The sequence below is a fragment of the Rhizobium sp. RSm-3 genome (genome assembly GCF_001854685.1).
In the GTDB taxonomy this organism is placed as follows: Bacteria; Pseudomonadota; Alphaproteobacteria; order Rhizobiales; family Rhizobiaceae; genus Rhizobium; species Rhizobium ecuadorense.
The window spans coordinates 258,145-275,450 of record NZ_MAWZ01000059.1 but is presented as its reverse complement, the minus strand read 5'-3'; the positions used below and the strand labels follow the sequence as shown (position 1 = coordinate 275,450).

The 17,306-nt window shown below is 61.2% G+C and carries 15 protein-coding genes; 6 read left to right on the top strand and 9 right to left on the bottom strand.

What is annotated here, in order from left to right:
• The 6 genes from BBJ66_RS31445 to BBJ66_RS31420 all read right to left on the bottom strand — a co-directional run.
• On the bottom strand, positions 1-236 hold a 236-nt coding region (locus BBJ66_RS31445), incomplete at its 3' end, for an alcohol dehydrogenase catalytic domain-containing protein (RefSeq protein WP_148663758.1).
• A 94-nt stretch (positions 237-330) separates the two neighbouring features.
• Entirely contained in the window at positions 331-1,029 is a 699-nt protein-coding gene (locus tag BBJ66_RS31440) for a dimethylsulfonioproprionate lyase family protein (protein WP_071093085.1), read from the bottom strand.
• Between the two features lie 15 nt (positions 1,030-1,044).
• The gene (locus tag BBJ66_RS31435) at positions 1,045-1,974 is read right to left on the bottom strand and encodes an electron transfer flavoprotein subunit alpha/FixB family protein (protein ID WP_071093083.1); all 930 of its coding nucleotides are present in this window, start codon (positions 1,972-1,974) and stop codon (positions 1,045-1,047) included.
• Between the two features lie 23 nt (positions 1,975-1,997).
• Positions 1,998-2,759, bottom strand: a complete 762-nt coding sequence (locus BBJ66_RS31430) for an electron transfer flavoprotein subunit beta/FixA family protein (RefSeq protein WP_071093081.1) — start codon at positions 2,757-2,759, stop codon at positions 1,998-2,000.
• A 34-nt stretch (positions 2,760-2,793) separates the two neighbouring features.
• Positions 2,794-3,399: a dimethylsulfoniopropionate lyase gene (locus BBJ66_RS31425; RefSeq protein ID WP_071093114.1), complete on the bottom strand. Its 606-nt coding sequence runs from the start codon at positions 3,397-3,399 to the stop codon at positions 2,794-2,796.
• Positions 3,400-3,443: 44 nt separating this feature from the next.
• Positions 3,444-5,480 carry an NADH:flavin oxidoreductase gene (locus BBJ66_RS31420; RefSeq protein WP_071093079.1) on the bottom strand — a complete coding sequence of 679 codons (2,037 nt, stop codon included), beginning with the start codon at positions 5,478-5,480 and terminating at the stop codon, positions 3,444-3,446.
• Between the two features lie 146 nt (positions 5,481-5,626).
• On the opposite strand from BBJ66_RS31420, the gene BBJ66_RS31415 reads away from it, so the two are divergent.
• The 6 genes from BBJ66_RS31415 (at position 5,627) to BBJ66_RS31390 (ending at position 12,510) form a co-directional block, all read left to right on the top strand.
• On the top strand, positions 5,627-6,256 hold the full coding sequence (locus BBJ66_RS31415; protein ID WP_071093077.1) for a TetR/AcrR family transcriptional regulator: 630 nt from the start codon (positions 5,627-5,629) through the stop codon (positions 6,254-6,256).
• Positions 6,257-6,267: 11 nt separating this feature from the next.
• The gene (locus tag BBJ66_RS31410; RefSeq protein WP_049730868.1) at positions 6,268-7,062 is read left to right on the top strand and encodes a pyrroline-5-carboxylate reductase family protein; all 795 of its coding nucleotides are present in this window, start codon (positions 6,268-6,270) and stop codon (positions 7,060-7,062) included.
• A gap of 68 nt (positions 7,063-7,130) precedes the next feature.
• Positions 7,131-8,132, top strand: a complete 1,002-nt coding sequence (locus BBJ66_RS31405; RefSeq protein ID WP_049730869.1) for an ABC transporter substrate-binding protein — start codon at positions 7,131-7,133, stop codon at positions 8,130-8,132.
• A 95-nt stretch (positions 8,133-8,227) separates the two neighbouring features.
• A complete protein-coding gene (locus tag BBJ66_RS31400) occupies positions 8,228-9,115 on the top strand; it encodes an ABC transporter permease (protein ID WP_003592380.1) in 888 nt (295 codons plus the stop codon).
• Positions 9,108-10,187 (top strand): quaternary amine ABC transporter ATP-binding protein, encoded by a 1,080-nt coding sequence (locus tag BBJ66_RS31395; RefSeq protein ID WP_049730870.1) that lies wholly within the window; start codon positions 9,108-9,110, stop codon positions 10,185-10,187. Before BBJ66_RS31400 ends, BBJ66_RS31395 begins: the two co-directional genes overlap by 8 nt.
• 1,324 nt (positions 10,188-11,511) lie before the next feature.
• Positions 11,512-12,510 carry an AraC family transcriptional regulator gene (locus BBJ66_RS31390; RefSeq protein WP_049730871.1) on the top strand — a complete coding sequence of 333 codons (999 nt, stop codon included), beginning with the start codon at positions 11,512-11,514 and terminating at the stop codon, positions 12,508-12,510.
• Between the two features lie 6 nt (positions 12,511-12,516).
• Here the strand turns inward: BBJ66_RS31390 and BBJ66_RS31385 are convergent, their stop codons facing one another.
• The 3 genes from BBJ66_RS31385 to BBJ66_RS31375 all read right to left on the bottom strand — a co-directional run bounded on the left by BBJ66_RS31385 (position 12,517) and on the right by BBJ66_RS31375 (position 17,113).
• Positions 12,517-12,801 (bottom strand): hypothetical protein, encoded by a 285-nt coding sequence (locus BBJ66_RS31385; protein WP_071093075.1) that lies wholly within the window; start codon positions 12,799-12,801, stop codon positions 12,517-12,519.
• Positions 12,798-15,095 (bottom strand): FdhF/YdeP family oxidoreductase, encoded by a 2,298-nt coding sequence (locus BBJ66_RS31380; RefSeq protein ID WP_049730873.1) that lies wholly within the window; start codon positions 15,093-15,095, stop codon positions 12,798-12,800. The genes BBJ66_RS31385 and BBJ66_RS31380 overlap by 4 nt, the downstream gene beginning before the upstream one ends.
• 86 nt (positions 15,096-15,181) lie before the next feature.
• A complete protein-coding gene (locus tag BBJ66_RS31375) occupies positions 15,182-17,113 on the bottom strand; it encodes a diguanylate cyclase (protein ID WP_071093073.1) in 1,932 nt (643 codons plus the stop codon).
• Positions 17,114-17,306: the final 193 nt, after the last annotated feature.

The window sequence follows — 17,306 nt, the reverse complement described above, 5'->3', positions numbered from 1 at the left end:
TTGACCGAGGTGACGCCGGGGCCGACATCGACGACGATGCCGGCGCCCTCATGGCCGAGGATGGCCGGAAACAGGCCTTCCGGATCGGCGCCCGAGAGCGTGAAATCGTCGGTGTGGCAGATGCCGGTCGCCTTGACCTCGACCAGCACTTCGCCGGCCCGCGGGCCTTCCAACTGCACGGTCATCACTTCGAGCGGTTTTCCGGCCTGAACGGCTACGGCGGCGCGAACGTCCATTTTGATATCCTTCCTCTGAAATTGAATTCTGACTGCTACATAATTCGATAGACTGGCGCCTCACCGGCTTTCGCCGATCGCTGCCCAAACCCCATCACGTCTGGGGCTCAACCTGGCACCAGACTGCGAGAAGCGGCCTTGCCGTACATCTTATCGCGAAGGATTGCCCCGCATCGTTCGCGAAGACCGTGCCAGTCTCGCCAGAGAACCACTGGGAATTGCCAAGGCAGATTTCTGCGGGCGACAGCAGAATGAAGGCCCGCGGCTGCGTCTGAACATGATCGGGAAACCGGGTGTAGCGGTCCATGTAGATCACGCCGACCCTGAGATCGGCGCGCTCCTCCATCCCGCCGGGACCGACCACCACAGCATGCGAATGCGTGTTGCCGAAATTCAGGCTTGCAAACGGACCGGAGCGGCCGCGCCGCCAGAGCAGGCTGTCAGCAAGACTTCTGAATTGGCTGGCGATCGCCTCGTATTTCCGTCCTGATTTTGCAAGATGGCCAATGGCGTCGTCAAGCCCTTCGGGAGCGCCGGGAATAGGCCCGCCCTCCAAGGGGCGCACCTTGCCGGTTTTGAGCAGCTTCTGCAGAACCTTGCCCGCGACGAAACTGGCGACGGCAGGGGCGTCGGCCGACAACATCAGGCCGCCGACATCGTTCAGGAATTCCTGCAGCGGCCGAGGACGCCTTTCCCTGCCGATGTCGTGCAGCCGTATATAGGCCGGCTTTTCCTCATCGTTCAGAAGAAGATCGGCCCCACGTTTGATTGGACGTACCACCCCGCGCGCCACGTTCAGTCCCCTCGCTTAGAGCGCCTTTTCCAGTTCCGGCAGGGCCTCGAACAGATCGGCAACCAGGCCGTAGTCGGCAACCTGGAAGATCGGCGCCTCCTCGTCCTTGTTGATGGCGACGATCACCTTCGAATCCTTCATGCCGGCCAGATGCTGGATCGCCCCGGAGATGCCGGCGGCGATATAAAGCTGCGGTGCCACCACCTTGCCGGTCTGGCCGACTTGCCAGTCGTTCGGCGCATAACCGGCATCGACGGCCGCACGTGAGGCCCCGACGGCAGCCCCGAGCTTGTCGGCGAGCGGCAGAATAACCTCCTTGAACTTCTCGGCAGAGCCGAGCGCCCGGCCGCCGGAGATGATGATCTTGGCCGAGGTCAGTTCCGGACGGTCGGAAGCTGACAGCGCATCGCCGACGAAACGCGACAGAGCCGGATTGGAAGCCGCCGGGATCGCCTCGACGGCAGCAGAGCCACCTTCAGATGCCGAGGCAAACGAGGCGGTGCGCACGGTGATGACTTTCTTGGCATCGCTGGCCTGTACCGTCTGAATGGCATTGCCGGCATAGATCGGCCGCTTGAAGGTGTCGGATGAGATCACCTCGATGATCTCCGAGACCTGGGCGACGTCGAGCAGGGCCGCGACGCGCGGCAGCACGTTCTTGCCGGTCGAGGTGGCGGCCGAGACGATGGTGTCGTAGGAGCCGGCGAGCGAGACGATCAGGTCGGCCAGCGGCTCGGCCAGATTGTTTGCCAGTTCGTCGCTTTCGGTCAGCAGCACCTTGGAGACGCCGGAGAGCTTGGCAGCGGCATCGGCCGCAGCCTTGGCGCCCTTGCCGGCAACGAGGATGTGAATATCGGAGCCGATCTGGCTTGCTGCCGTCAGCGCCTTGGCGGTCTGGTCGGAGAGGCTGACATTGTCGTGGTCGGCCAGAAGAAGAATGGTCATGATGGTGTTCTCTCTTTCCTGCCTTAAAGCACGCCGGCTTCGTTCTTCAGCTTGTCGACCAGTTCGGCGACCGACTTGACCTTGACGCCGGCCTTGCGGCCCGACGGCTCCTCGGTCTTCAGCACCTTCAGCCGCGGCGTGGTGGAGACACCGAAATCGGCAGGTGCCTTCTTGTCGAGCGGCTTCTTCTTCGCCTTCATGATGTTCGGCAGCGAGGCATAACGCGGTTCGTTGAGCCGCAGATCCGAGGTGATCACCGCCGGCAGCTTGATCTCGATCGTCTGCAGGCCGCCATCGACTTCACGGGTCACCTGCGCCTTGCCCCCAGAACCTGAGGTTTCGATTTCGATCTTCGAGGCGAAGGTCGCCTGGGCAGAGCCGAGAAGGGCCGCCAGCATCTGGCCGGTCTGGTTGGAATCGTCGTCGATCGCCTGTTTGCCAACGATAACAAGCCCCGGCTGTTCGGCATCGGCCACACCCTTGAGGATCTTGGCGACCGCCAGCGGCTCGACCGCATCGTCGGTCTCGACCAGGATCGCCCGGTCGGCGCCCATGGCAAGAGCGGTGCGCAACGTCTCCTCGGCCTTGGCAGGGCCGATCGAGACCACCACCACTTCCTCAGCCTTGCCGGCTTCCTTCAGACGCAGCGCCTCTTCCACCGAGATCTCGTCGAACGGGTTCATCGACATCTTCACATTGGCAAGCTCGACACCGGAACCATCCGGCTTCACCCGGATCTTCACGTTGTAGTCGACGACGCGCTTGACGGGCACGAGAATCTTCATTTGCAAAACCCCTTTATGTCTAGACTGCCGGCCATCAATGCGGCCGTTCGGCAAGCAGCGCCCAGAAGGCGAAGAGCGGTGTGTCCACCGACCTCATGGCATGTTTGATCCCGGGGATATTGTAGAACGATCCGCCGATACCAGGCGAAAACCAGTCCCCCTCCCCTTGCTGAAATTCTCCCTCGGAAAGCACGAGATAAACTTCCTCCGGCGGGTGGTCGTGATCGGGATAGCGCACGTGCGGCGCCAGCAATGTCACACCGAGCCACAGGTCGCTCCGCTCCTCCAATCCTCCCGGGCCGATGATCATGGCATTGGCATGTCCATCGACGAAATTGTCGCCGGCCGTGTGGTCATACTTGGTGCGCCGACGCCATTCAAGCATCGGCTCGATGCCTTTGAACGCCGCGATCAATCGCGCCAGCGAAGGATCATAGGAGGGATCGACCGCAAGCGCCACATCAAGCTGAGCGCAGACAGGCAACCGGCTTCCCTTCCCCGCACGCATGATCCCCGGCTGTTCCAGCGCCGCAGAAAATTGACCGATCGAGCGCCGGGATTCCGGGCCTTTTGCGAACTGATCGAAAGCCAGAGATGCGGCACCCAGGAAAAGCTGGAGGCTTTCTTCACGTAAACTCATATCATCCCCCGAAAGGAGCGGCCGACGCGCGGCCGCTCCTGCAATCATATATCCTTGGCGATGCGCAGGCCGTCATAAATGGCGGCATGCGTGTTGCGCGCAGCGACAGCATCGCCGATCCGGAACAGCTGGAACTTGCCTTCGGGATTGCGCATGACGGACTGCGGCTCTCCCTGGAGAAGCTGGTCGTGCGACATCTCGCCGAGATTGCTCGAACTGGGCTTCAGCTCGAAATAGAGCTCGTCGAGCGGGATGGTCCCGTGATTGACGACGATCTGGTCGAAGCTGCTCTGCTTGGCAATCCCGCCGTAATCGCTGCCGACATGGGCGACGAGCTGGTTGCCGCTCTTCTCGACGGCCTCCAGACGATAGGTGACGGTGAAGGTCACGTTATGCTTCTGAAGCGCGCGCATATAGGGCACCAGGTTCATGGCCATGACCTCCGGCGCGAAGGAGCGGTCCGGCGTCATGATCTCGACCTTGGCGCCTGCCTTGGCGAGGAACTCCGCCGCCTGAAGACCGGCATGGTCGCCGGCATCGTCGAAGATCAGCACGTTGGTTCCAGGCTTCACGTCGCCGGAGATGATGTCCCAGGAGGAGACCACCAGCTCGTTGCCGCGCGAGAGAACCTCGGTATGCGGCAGGCCGCCGGTCGCGATAATGACGACATCGGGGTTCTCGGCTTCGATCGTGTCGGCTTCTGCCCAGGTGTTGAAGTGGAAGGTGACGTCGTATTTCTGGCACTGGCTCATGCGCCAGTCGATGATGCTGATCATCTCCCTGCGGCGCTCGCTTTGGGCGGTGAGCCGGATCTGGCCGCCGGCGTTGTTCGCCGCTTCGAAGACGACGACCTGGTGGCCGCGCTCTCCGGCGACGCGCGCCGCCTCCAGACCGGCCGGACCGGCGCCGACGATGACGACCTTTTTCCTGGTGTCGGCCTTTGCCACGATATGCGGCATGGTCAGTTCGCGGCCGGTGGCAGCATTGTGGATGCAGTAGGCGGCCCCGCCCTGATAGATGCGATCGAGACAGTAATTGGCGCCGACGCAGGGGCGGATATCCTCTTCCCGCTTCTCGATGATCTTGCGGACGATATGCGGATCGGTCATGTGGGCGCGGGTCATGCCGATCATGTCGACCTTGCCGGCCGCGATCGCGTGGCGGGCGGTGGCGACGTCGGGGATCTTCGCCGCATGGAAGGTCGGGAAGTCGGTCGCGGCGCGGATCTCGCCGGCGAAGTCGAGATGCGGTGAATTCGCCATGCCCTGGATCGGGATCACGTCGGTCAGACCCGCGTCGGTATCGATGTGGCCGCGGATCACGTTCAGGTAATCGATGAGGCCGCTTTCCTTCAGGCGCTTGGAGATTTCGATGCCTTCGGCCTTGCCGGTGCCGCCGGGAAGACATTCGTCGGCGGTATAGCGCAGACCGAGAATGAAATCGTCGCCCACCCGCTTCCGGATCGCCTTGAACACGTCGAAACAGAAGCGCAGACGATTGTCGAGCGAGCCGCCATAGGGGCCATCGAGCTCGTTGGTGAGCGGAGACACGAACTGGTCGATCAGGTGACCATAGGCCTCGAGTTCGACACCGTCCATGCCGCCCGCCTTCATGCGTTCGGCCGCATCGGCGAAGTCCTTGATGATGCGCTCGATATCCCAATCTTCCATCTTCTTCGGGAAGGCGCGGTGCGAAGCTTCGCGATGATGGGATGGGGCAACGACCGGCAGCCAGTCTCCCTTGTCCCAGCGGGTGCGCCGGCCGAGATGGGTCAGCTGGATCATGATCGCCGCACCCTCTTCATGCACGGCATCGGTCATTTCCCTGATCCAGGGCACGATCTCGTCCTTATAGGCAAGCAGATTGTTGAAAACCGGCGGGCTGTCCTTGGAGACGGCAGCCGAGCCCGCCGTCATCGTCAAAGCCACCCCACCCTTTGCCCGTTCCACCGTATAGGCGCGATATTTTCCCTTCGGCATGCCGTCTTCCGGATAGGCCGGCTCGTGAGACGTCACGATGATACGGTTGCGCAACTTCAAATGCTTGAGCTGATAGGGCTGCAGAAGGGGATCATTCGACATGGGCCGTGGTTCCGGATTAAAACATCGAGGGAAACGCTAAGCGCAATGTACATATGTGTCAACGACGAAAACAGTTAAGTCGCTATTTTAGACACTGATGTACATTTTTCTTGTGCGCGGCTTCATAATTTGATAGGAGATAAGGCATGGATCAGGCTTTAAACGACACTGGCTGGCGCGGGTCGCAGGAAGGATGGCTTGAGGCAGCCTACCACTCCCTGCTGGAATCCGGCGTGGATTCGGTGAAGATTCTGCCGCTGGCGAAGAAGCTCAATCTCTCGCGCACGAGCTTCTACTGGTTCTTCAAGGATCGGGAGGAGCTATTGAGCGCGCTCGTCGCGCTGTGGCGCGACAAAAACACCGGCAACATCGTCAAGCGGGCCGAAGCCTATGCGGAATCGCTGGCCGAGGCGATGCTCAACGTGTTCGATTGCTGGCTCGACAACGATCTGTTCGACGCGAAGTTCGAGTTTGCCGTGCGCAGCTGGGCGCTGCAGTCCGACGAGCTTCTCGCAGAAGTCCAGCAGGCCGATCAGATCCGGCTTGAGGCGCTCAAACGCATGTTCATGCGGTTCGGGTTACCAGAAACGACATCGGATGTCAGAGCGCGCACAACGTACCTTGTTCAGATCGGATATATTTCCATGCAATCAAGGGAGGAACTCGCCGTCCGCATGAAACGGATTCCGGAATATATCGCGATCTACACGGGCGTCGTGCCGCAGCAGAGGGAGCTCGACCGCTTCTTCTCCCGGCATGGCTACAGGCCCGGCTAGAGGAGGCCCGGATGAGCGTTTCCTTGAGGATCGGTATCATTGGCGGCGGCGGCTGGCTGGGCGGAGCAATCGCCGGCTCGATTGTCGATGCCGGCCTGGTCGAGCCTCGGAATCTCTCGCTCTCCTATCGCAGCCTGCAGCCGGATCGCTTCGCGAACTCCTTCTGGACCTCCGACAATCAGGTGCTTGCCGACCGCTCGGACGTGATCCTTCTCTCCGTCCGGCCCGATGACTGGCGCACCCTTGATGTCGATGCTGGCGGCAAGCTCGTCATTTCGGTCATGGCGGGCATCAGTCTTGCCGCCCTTTCACAACGCCACAAGACCGGCCGTGTCGTCCGCGCCCTGCCGAATGCCGGCGCCGAAGTGGCCAGGTCCTATACGCCCTGGATTGCTGCGGGCGACATTCCGGAAGGCGACCGCGCCGTCGTCCGCGCCATTTTCGAGGCATGCGGATCGCAGGACGAGGTCGCAAGCGAAAGCGACATCGATTACCTCACCGGCCTTTCCGGGTCCGGACCGGCCTTCCCTGCGCTGCTTGCGGCCGCCATGATGCGTGACGCCATCGCCCGCGGCCTGCCGGCCGCGATTGCGCGCCGCGCCGTCAATACGGTGATATCGGGCGCCGGCCGGCTTTTGGAGCGCCGTGACGAGAGCCCTGAGGAGGTCGTTCAAACCTTTCTCGACTATCGCGGCACGACGGCGGCGGCCATCGACAGCATGCGGGCGGCGGGGTTCGACGCTTCGGTCGCCAAGGGATTATCGGCAGCATTTCAGAAATCGGTGAGTATGGGAAAGGTTTCCTGACGACCGTTGGGGCGGGTACTGCGGCACCCCGCTCGGCAAGACAAGCCGCTAAACAGAGGGAACGAGAAATGAAAAAATTACTTGCAACGACGTGTTTGACGTTCGGCCTGATCGGCGGCGCGTCATTCGCCAGCGCTGCCGAATGCGGCAGCGTGACCATCGCCAGCATGAACTGGCAGAGCGCCGAAGTTCTCTCCAACCTGGACAAGTTCATCCTGAACGAAGGCTACGGCTGCAGCGCTGACATCACCGTCGGCGACACCGTCCCGACGATCACCTCCATGGCCGAAAAGGGCCAGCCGGATATCGCGCCCGAAGCCTGGATCGATCTTCTGCCCGACGTCGTCAAGAAGGGCACGGAAGAAGGCCGCATCGTCCAGGTCGGCTCGCCGCTGCCGGACGGCGGCGTGCAGGGCTGGTGGATTCCGAAATATCTCGCCGACGCCCATCCCGATATCAAAACGATCGGCGACGTGCTGAAGCATCCGGAACTCTTCCCCGATCCCGAAGATCCGAAGAAGGGCGCCATCGTCAACGGCCCGCAGGGCTGGGGCGGTACGGTCGTCACCTCGCAGCTCTACAAGGCCTTTGAAGCCGAGAAGGCGGGCTTCACCCTCGTCGACACCGGTTCCGCCGCCGGCCTCGACGGTTCGATCGCCAAGGCCTACGAACGCAAGGAAGGCTGGGCCGGATATTACTGGGCGCCGACCGCGCTGCTCGGCAAGTATCAGATGGTCAAGCTCGAAGCCGGCGTGCCGGAGGATTCAGCCGAATGGAAGCGCTGCATCACCGTTGCCGACTGCCCCGATCCCAAGCCCGCTTCGTGGCCGGTCGATCACGTCGTCACCCTGGTTGCCAAGCCTTTCTCGGAAAAGGTCGGGCCTGAGGTCATGGACTACCTGGCGAAGCGCTCCTGGAGCAACGACACGGTCAACAAGCTGATGTCGTGGATGACCGACAACCAGGCGACCGGCGAAGACGGCGCCAAGCACTTCCTGAAAGAAAACAAGGACATCTGGTCCAAGTGGGTTTCGCCTGAGGCAGCCACGAAGATCGAAGCTGCCCTTTAATACTGACTATCGCGGTGCGCCAAAAGCGCACCGCTTCTCGCTCGCCGATAAAAACAAAAAGACTGCCGCGGCTCTTTGAAGAAAAGGGGAACCGAATGGAATGGTTTTATAAGTTTCCACATATGGACGACGACGCGCTTCGCAATCTGAAGAAGGCGATCGATGACGGCTTTCGCGGGTTCACCCGCGCCTACGGCGACGGCATCGAAACACTGTTCGTGCCGCTGCAGCATTTCCTCATCGCCGCCGAGCGTTTCATGACCCAGACGCCATGGCCGATCATCACCCTGATCGTCCTTGCCATCGCCTGGTTTGCCAGCCGCAGCCTGAAGATCGTCTTCGGCTGTCTGGTGACGCTGATGCTGATCGGCTATTTCGACATGTGGGACGATACGATGCGGACGGTCTCGATGATCTTCGTCTGCACGATTCTGTCCATCGCCATCGGCATTCCGATGGGTATCCTGATGGCCCGCTCCGATCGGCTGCAGCGCGTCATCAACCCGATCCTCGACGTCATGCAGACGATGCCGAGCTTCGTCTACCTCATCCCCGTCGTCATGCTGCTCGGCATCGGCAAGGTACCCGGCCTGATCGCCGTCGTCATCTACGCCATCCCGCCGATGATCCGCCTGACCGATCTCGGCATCCGGCTCGTCGATAAGGACGTGCTTGAAGCAGCCGACGCCTTCGGCACCTCGCGATCGCAGAAGCTGTTCAAGGTGCAACTGCCGCTGGCGCTGCCGACCATCATGGCCGGCATCAACCAGACGATCATGATGGCGCTGGCCATGGTGGTCATCGCCTCGATGATCGGCGTCCAGGGCCTCGGCCAGCCGGTGCTCAAAGCTATCGCCAACCAGTATTTCACGCTGGGTATCTTCAATGGTCTTGCCATCGTCGGCATCGCCATCATCTTCGACCGAGTCAGCCAGGCTTATGGCAAAAGGCTCCAGAAGCATCGGGAGACCGTCCATGGCTGAGCAGCGTTTCGGCGGCATCAAGATCCGCCACCTCTACAAGATCTTCGGCCCCAATCCCGCCGCCCATGTCGAGGCGGTTCAGAAGGGACTGTCGAAGACCGAGCTCAACGAAAAGCACGGTCACGTGCTCGGTCTCCGGGATATCAATGTCGAGATCCCCTCCGGCCGCATCCAGGTCGTCATGGGCCTGTCGGGTTCGGGCAAATCGACGCTGATCCGCCACATCAACCGGCTGATCGATCCGACCGCCGGCGAAGTGCTGGTCGACGGCGTCGATGTCGTGAAGATGAACGAGGCAGAGTTGCGGGCGTTTCGCCGGCACCAGACGGCGATGGTGTTTCAGAAGTTCGCGCTGCTGCCGCACCGCAACGTGCTCGACAACACCATCTTCGGCCTCGAAGTGCAGGGCATGGAGCGGTCGAAAGCCGTCGACGTCGCCATGCGCTGGCTGGAGCGGGTCGGGCTCAAAGGCTTCGAGCAGCGTTATCCCAACCAGCTTTCCGGCGGCATGCAGCAGCGTGTCGGCCTGGCCAGAGCTCTCTCCAACGATGCCCCGGTCCTTCTCATGGACGAAGCCTATTCGGCGCTCGATCCCTTGATCCGCACGGACATGCAGACGGTGCTTCTCGACATCCAGAAGGAGATCAAGAAAACCATCGTCTTCATCACCCACGATCTCGACGAAGCGCTGCGGCTCGGCGACCAGATCGCCATCCTGCGCGACGGCGAAGTCATCCAGCAGGGCACCAGCCAGGACATCGTCCTGCGCCCGGCCGACGAGTACATCGCCAACTTCGTCAAGGAGGTCAATCGCGGCCGGGTCATCCATGTCGAAGCCGTCATGACGCCGCTGCACGCCGGTGCGGCGCCGGTCGGACTGGCGATTGCCGCAGGAACGACCGTCGAAGAGGCCGTCCGAATGCTGTCATCGGCGCCTGAGGGCGATGCCAGGGTGGTCTCGCCTGCCGGGGAAACCTTGGGGCTCGTCACCTTCCGCCAGCTCGCAAGTGCGATGGTGAACTCGCAGGAGACAGCCCCCCAGCGCGACAGCGCCCTGTCGGTCGCCCTCTGAAGCTCCTAGAGCATGATGTCGAAAAGTGTAAGCGGTTTTCTCCCGACATCATGCTCTAACCTTTTGATTTAGAACAGAATTCATATTTTAGGCCGACCGGGCCTAAAATCATTCTGTTCTAATGCGGCCGTCTTCCATTTCGCTGGACATCGAACACGTCGCCATCTCGGGAACTGGGAAGCCGGCCGCGCCGAGCGGTGAAGATACTTGATGTCAAATGGCGTCTTGTGGCCTGCCCGATCACAATATCGGCTGACCGGGGAATTGCGCTCGTAGCGTATCGATGTCATAGAGATCGGAGACTGCGCGGCCGGCGCCGGGCGCCCTATGCCTTCTATGAGGGTGGGCGGGTCGAGCAGTGACGCCGGAGCACTCCCGCTGCGTTAAGCAAGCTTTTTCTGCCTGCCAAACGAGACATTCAAGTCTCTATCCACTTTGCGCAAGCTGCGGCGCGACCATGCCTCCAGCCAGCGCCTTCCTATACATTTTGCGCAAACCCAGTCCAGACTGCGTCGCGAAAACCTCCTCGGCCGACTTTATCGGGGGCCGGCAATTGCTCGATGGCCACGGAGCAATAAGATGATTCTCGACCAAGGCCATGATGGTTTGCGGTCCTCAAGCCAAGCCCGTTCATCCATCACCCCCAAAAGGATGGAAGGGACCGTACATACGCACCCCATCCCGTGCGTATGCCTGCATGCCTGTCTGCCTGCCGAAGGCTATAAGCGGTCCACTATGAACCTTCGGCAGGCGACTGCTCTGATCCCGGACCGTGATATTCTCCATAGCGTCAGATGATGATGATGCGTATCTCGGCAAGATCGCCGCGTTGAGCCCTTCGTGGCATCACGGATACACCCCATAAAATTGCCCCTCTGCGTAATCGTTTTATCACCGATAACCGGTGGCGCGAACGCTTGCCTATTGTTCCGAGTTCTGCCAGTTCCTGCCCTCAGGCTGCGAAAACCGGTCGGATGGAGACTGTCGACAATGCATTCAATGGGTCGGTTTTTTTGACGCCTGCCACGCCCGAATTCGGCCTGTGTCGGCTTGCGCAAAGCGCTGATCCTGCTGTCGATACCACGCGGAGATCGACCTGCTCCGCGGCTGCCTGCTGCACTCCAGGCCTCGATCGGCTAGGATATAGCCAGGGCTCGCCCATCAAACCCGCCCGTCAGCACTGAGAAGCGGGGGACGATGATCATGGCTATCGGCAGGGCCGAAAGAGGTACGCACATCAAACCGTCAGCCCGGACCGCGCATCGCCACGGGAGCGAGCAGTTGAGAGCAGGTCAACGCCGCCACACGGAACAGGGGGAACAGCATGTCCGAAACTAGCCCTTCGCCATTTTCGTTCCGGTTTCGCGGTTCATCCTTCGACAACATGGTCGAAACGCTCGGGGGCGCCTTCGGCGCATTCGATGCCGAGCCTGTCGGCCGCGCCCAGGAGTTCCATTGGGGGCTGGATTTTTCCGCCAGTGACAGCGCCGTCCTGCTTACCGGCTATCACGAAGCGGAGTTTCAGTTCAACATCGAGCCGACCGTCGATACGGCGGAATATCTGTCGGTTGTCGTGCCGCGAAGCGGCGGCATGGGGGTGACCTATGGATCCCGCGTCGCCGAGGCGGGGCGAGGAAAATTGCTTCTCTATAATAATTTCGAACCAGACAGCGTCATCATGCACGGCCAGTCGAATGTCATCGACGAATTGCTGATCAACTGGTCGGTGATCCTCCAGACGATCGGCCAGACGTTCGAAATACCGTTCAGCGGCTCGCTCGATCTGCTGCCGGAACTGGATCTGTCGACGCCGGTCGGCCGAACGATCGGCAACCTGACGGAGACGATCGCCATCGGCATGCGCGACGACGGCCCCTTGCTGCAGTCGCCGATCGCCATGGCGCACATGACCCAGGCACTGGCCGATCTTGTCGTGCGCATGGTGCCGAACCGGCTGTCGCATTTCCTCGACAAGGGGCCCGCCCTCATCGCTCCCCGGCATGTCCGCAAGGCGATCGATTTCATGCAGGCTAATATCGATCAGCCGATCACCATGCCGAAGGTGGCCGAAGCCGCCGGCGTCTCCAGCCGTGCACTCGAAACCGGCTTCCGGGCCTTCAGGGGCACCTCCCCCGCCGCCTATCTGCTGACGCTTCGCTTGCGCTCGGCGCGGCAGGACCTTCTCGATCCCGAGAGCAAGGCGACCATGAAAGGCATCTGTCTCAAATGGGGCTTCTTTCATTTCGGAAGGTTTTCAGCGGTCTACAAATCGACCTATGGGGAATATCCTTCCGACACCAGGAAGCGCGTCTGCCGTATATAGCAGCGGTTACCGCGAAGAAGACGGCGGCAATATGTAGTGCAGTCTCATCGTCTTCTGATCCCGCTTGACGATTTCAAGCATGCCTTGGCGCTCCGCCAGCGCGTTAAGTTCCCGCAGCACGAGGGAATGTGCGATCCCGAGCTTGCGCGCAAAAGAGCGGCTGTCACGCGCAATGTCGAGTTTGGCGGCAACGAGGAGACCTGCCTGTATGGCTGTCAGGCTGATGTCCCCCTCCCGCGCCGCAGCGACGAGGGCGAGAAACCGATCGACTTCGGACGGCTCTTCGCTCACGCGGCGTTTCGCCCGCGGAAGGACACCATGATCGATTTCGAGGTGGGCGTATCGCTTTCCTTGCCAGCGCTGGCGAGCGGCACCAGCACGTTCAGCTCCGGATAATAACCGGCGATGCTGCCCCTCGGAATGTCATAGGGCACCAGACGGAAATCCTCAGCGACGCGCTCGATGCCGTCATCATGCTCGCCGACCACGTCGATGCGCTCGCCGGCCTCGGCATTCATCGCCTTCAGATCGTCGGGATGAATGAAAATGACCTGCCGCTCTCCGTAGACACCGCGATATCGGTCGTCGAGACCATAGACTGTCGTATTGTATTGATCGTGCGACCGGAATGTCTGCAGGGCGAAGCGACCTCCCTCGCCCTTTCTTGCGCGTTGATGCACCGTCTCGTCGGGAAGCGCCTCGGACGAGAATGAGGCCTTGCCCGTTGGCGTTTGCCATTCCCGATGCCTTGCCGCATTGCGCAGATGGAAGCCTCGCGGTTTGCGCAGGCGCGCATTATAGTTTTCGAAGTCCGGAATGGTCGCCTCGATATGATCGCGGATGAGATCGTAGTCATCGGCGAGCTCCGCCCAATCGACCACCGTCGAACCGACCGTCGCTTCCGCAATGCCGGCAATGATGGCGACTTCCGAGAGAATATGCGGCGAGGCCGGACGATTGATGCCCGCGGAGCCATGCACCATGCTCATCGAATCCTCAACGCTGACGAGCTGGGAATTGCCGGCTTCGTTCAGATCCATCTCGGTGCGCCCGAGGCAGGGCAGGATAAAGGCCGCTTCGCCCGGCATGAGATGCGAATGGTTGGGTTTGGTTGCGATGTGCACCGTCAGTTTCAGCTGCCGAAGCGCCATTTCCACAAGGGCGCTGTCGGGCGTGGCGCGGGCGAAATTGCCGCCGAGCCCGATAAAGGCCTCGGCCGAGCCGTCGAGCATCGCGCCGATCGCGGCCAGAACATTGTGGCCATGTTCGCGAGGAACGGCGAAGCGGAAGTGTTTTTCCAGTGCATCGAGGAAATCGTCCTCCGGCTTTTCGTTGATGCCGACGGTGCGGTCGCCCTGCACGTTGGAATGGCCGCGCACCGGGCAGAGGCCGGCGCCTGGTTTGCCGATATTGCCGCGCAGGAACATGAAGTTGGCGATCTCGCGGATCGTCGCGACCGAATGCAGATGCTGGGTGACGCCCATCGCCCAGGTGCAGATGACACGTTCGGCGGTGATGTAGACATCGGCCGCCCGTTCGATCTCCTGCCGGCTCAGTCCCGACTGGTCCTCGATCTCAGCCCAGCCTGTGGCCTCGACCGCCGCCCGATACGCTTGAAAATCCGCGCAATGTTCGGTGAGAAATGCATGGTCGAGAACGGCGGGCAGACCGGCGGCGACCGCTCTGTCTTCTGCAGCCAGCACGGCCTTGGCCATGCCCCGCACCGCGGCCATGTCGCCGCCGAGCTGCGGCTGCAGATAAAGGCTGGCGATATCGGTCGAACCGCCGCGCAGCATTTCCATCTTGTCCTGCGGATCGGAGAAGCGCTCCAGTCCGCGCTCGCGGATCGGATTGAAGACGACGACGCGCGCGCCGCGGATCGCCGCCCGGCGCAGGTCGCCGAGCATTCTCGGATGGTTGGTGCCCGGGTTTTGCCCGATCACGAAGATCGCGTCGGCCTCTTCGAAATCCTCCAGAAGCACGGTGCCCTTGCCGACGCCGATGGCCTGGCGCATGGCGATGCCGCTTGCTTCATGGCACATGTTTGAGCAGTCGGGAAAATTATTGGTGCCGTAGACGCGCACGAACAGTTGGTAGAGAAAAGCGGCTTCGTTGCTGGCCCGGCCCGAGGTGTAGAATTCCGCCCGGTTGGGGGTATCGAGGCGCGTCAGGATGCTGCCGATCTCGGCAAAGGCATCCTCCCACGCAACCGGCAGATAGCGATCGCTCGCCGCGTCGTAGCGCATCGGATGTGTCAGGCGGCCGTTGAGTTCGAGTTCATAGTCCGTCAGCCGGCGAAGCTCAGACACCGTCTTCTCCGCGAAGAACGCGGGCGTTGCCCGCTTCTCCGTCGCCTCCCAGGCGACCGCCTTCACGCCGTTCTCGCAGAACTCGAACGACGATCCGTGTTCCGGATCGCCCCAGGCGCAGCCGGGGCAATCGAAGCCATCCGGCTGGTTCGCCTTCAGCATGGTGCGCGCGCCCGAGATGGGCATGCCGCTTTGCAGCAATTGCTTGCCGCAGCTCTTCAAAGCACCCCAACCGCCGGCCGCCGCCGATTTCTTGCCAATGAATTTTGTGTCCATGCGCCCTTATTGTCGAAGCGCGGAAAACATCAAGGCCACAGGCGCGATGGTTTGATAGAAAAAACCTATCAAAGAAGGATCTCGATTTAACCGGCTTCCTTGATGGTGGGCCGGTCCCCGTTTGGCGAATGGGCCAGAATGCGATTGCGGCCCTGTGTCTTGGCGTCGTAGAGCGCCGCGTCGGCCTCGGTCAGGAGGCGGTTCGGGTTGGTCCGCAGGACGGCGCCGGTGGCACAGGATACGCCGATGCTCGCCGTCACTCGGGCAAATTCGCTACCGGAATGCGCGATATTCTCCTGGGCCAGGCGCCGGGCGAATTGCTCGGCGACGATCATCGCCCCTTTGGCGCTGGTGTCGGGGAGGAACACCACGAATTCCTCGCCGCCGTAGCGCGCGACGATATCCGCCGGTCGGCTGACGGATTGGCGCAGACATTTGCTGACGACCCGCAGGCATTGGTCTCCGGCGGGATGACCATAGGTATCGTTATAGGCCTTGAAGCGGTCGATATCGACCATCAGCAGGCTGAACGGCGTGTTTTTCCGGGCGCTGCCCGCGGTCTCGCGGGTGAAAGCTTCGTCGAAAGCGCGGCGGTTGACCATGCCGGTGAGGCCATCGGTCTCGGCAAGGTTTTTCAGCTGCTCCGCCGACAATCTGAGCGCGATTTCGGCCTGCTTCGTCGCCGTGATGTCGGAGACGACGGCCATTGCCGTGCCGTCCTCCGCAAGCCTTGTCCGGATGCTGCGCCAGTCGCCGTTATGGAGCTGAACCTCTTCGTCCTTGTTGCTGTGCAGGGAAGCCGCGGCGGCCTTGATCCAACCTTCAATATCCCCTTCGGGGATACCGGGCCGCTCGCCGGTTTCGACGACGCGGCGCAGGATGTCGCTGATATGGGCGCCGACCACGCGGGCATCGCCGGAGAGCGGGAACGCATGGCGATACTGATCGTTGCAAAAGAGGATAAAGCCGTTGCTGTCATACATGGCGATGCCATCGGACATGCCGGCCATCGCATGCGAGAGCAGGTTCTTGCTTTCGCGCAACTCTCGCTCCAGGGCAGTACGCTCCGTAACATCGCGCGTTACACCGGCAAGGCCGATCACCCGCCCCTGCTTGTCCCGCAGCGGAACCTTGGAGGCGAGCAGGAATCTGCCTTCGATATATTCGGTGGAATCGATCAGCGGCACCCCGGTGTCTATGACCTGCTGCTCGAGATAATATAATTCCTCGGCGAGCGGCCGCGACATCAGATTGAAATCCGACAATCCGGTCATCTCCGCCGTCGTCCTGAAACGGAAGAGACGGGTCATGTTTTCATTGACGGTGATGAACCGGCTGTTTCGGTCCTTTACATAGAGATAGTCGGGCGACTGCGAAAACGCGGTCACCAATATGCTTCGTTCCAGCTCCCATTGCTGTGTTTTCAGGAGGACGAGCCCGCCCAGAACGGTCGCCAGGCAATTCAATGCGGTCAGGGGAAACCCGACGCCGGCGAGCACATGGGCATTCACCAAGGTGGGAAGCATCGCCATCGACAGGACCAATGCAACGCCGAGGGCGAGGCTTAGCAGCGCAACGTCCATGAGCCCCGGCGATCTCTTGCGGGTCCAGACATGACCGGCCAGACCGATGCCGGTGGCGACGGCCATGGTGATGATCCCGTCGACCATCGCCGCGCCGCCGACGAAAAAACGAAAGGCGATCGCCAGCAATGCGGCAAAGGCGGCCGCGATCGGCCCACCGAACATGCCGGCCAATGCAAGCGGCGAAAAACGCATGTCGATATAGATGCCGGGATGGAATTCAATGGCCAGCAATATGGAGCCGATGGAGGCGCCGCCGGCTATGATTCCGAAGGCGATTTTTTCCTGCCGGAAGGAATGGTGCTGAAACTGAATCGAAAAAAGCGCCCACAGCGAAATGGCCAGGCACACGAAAGAAAGGTTGCCACCGAATTGCGTCCAATTGCCATTCACCGCGCTGGATCCACCTTCCAAGACATGTAACGAACTCATCATAGGCGAAACTGGTTTGAGCTTGGTTAAACCGATCTCATGGGGCGGCATGGAATATCGACCAGGCCAGCCTGACACGCCTGTTATAAGGCATGCTTAACAACCGCCCCCTCTTCGTCTGGACATGTCTTGGGATGGCGCAATAATGCGTTATTCGGATAAGACTGCGCAATGGGACTATTATCGCGCGATTAAA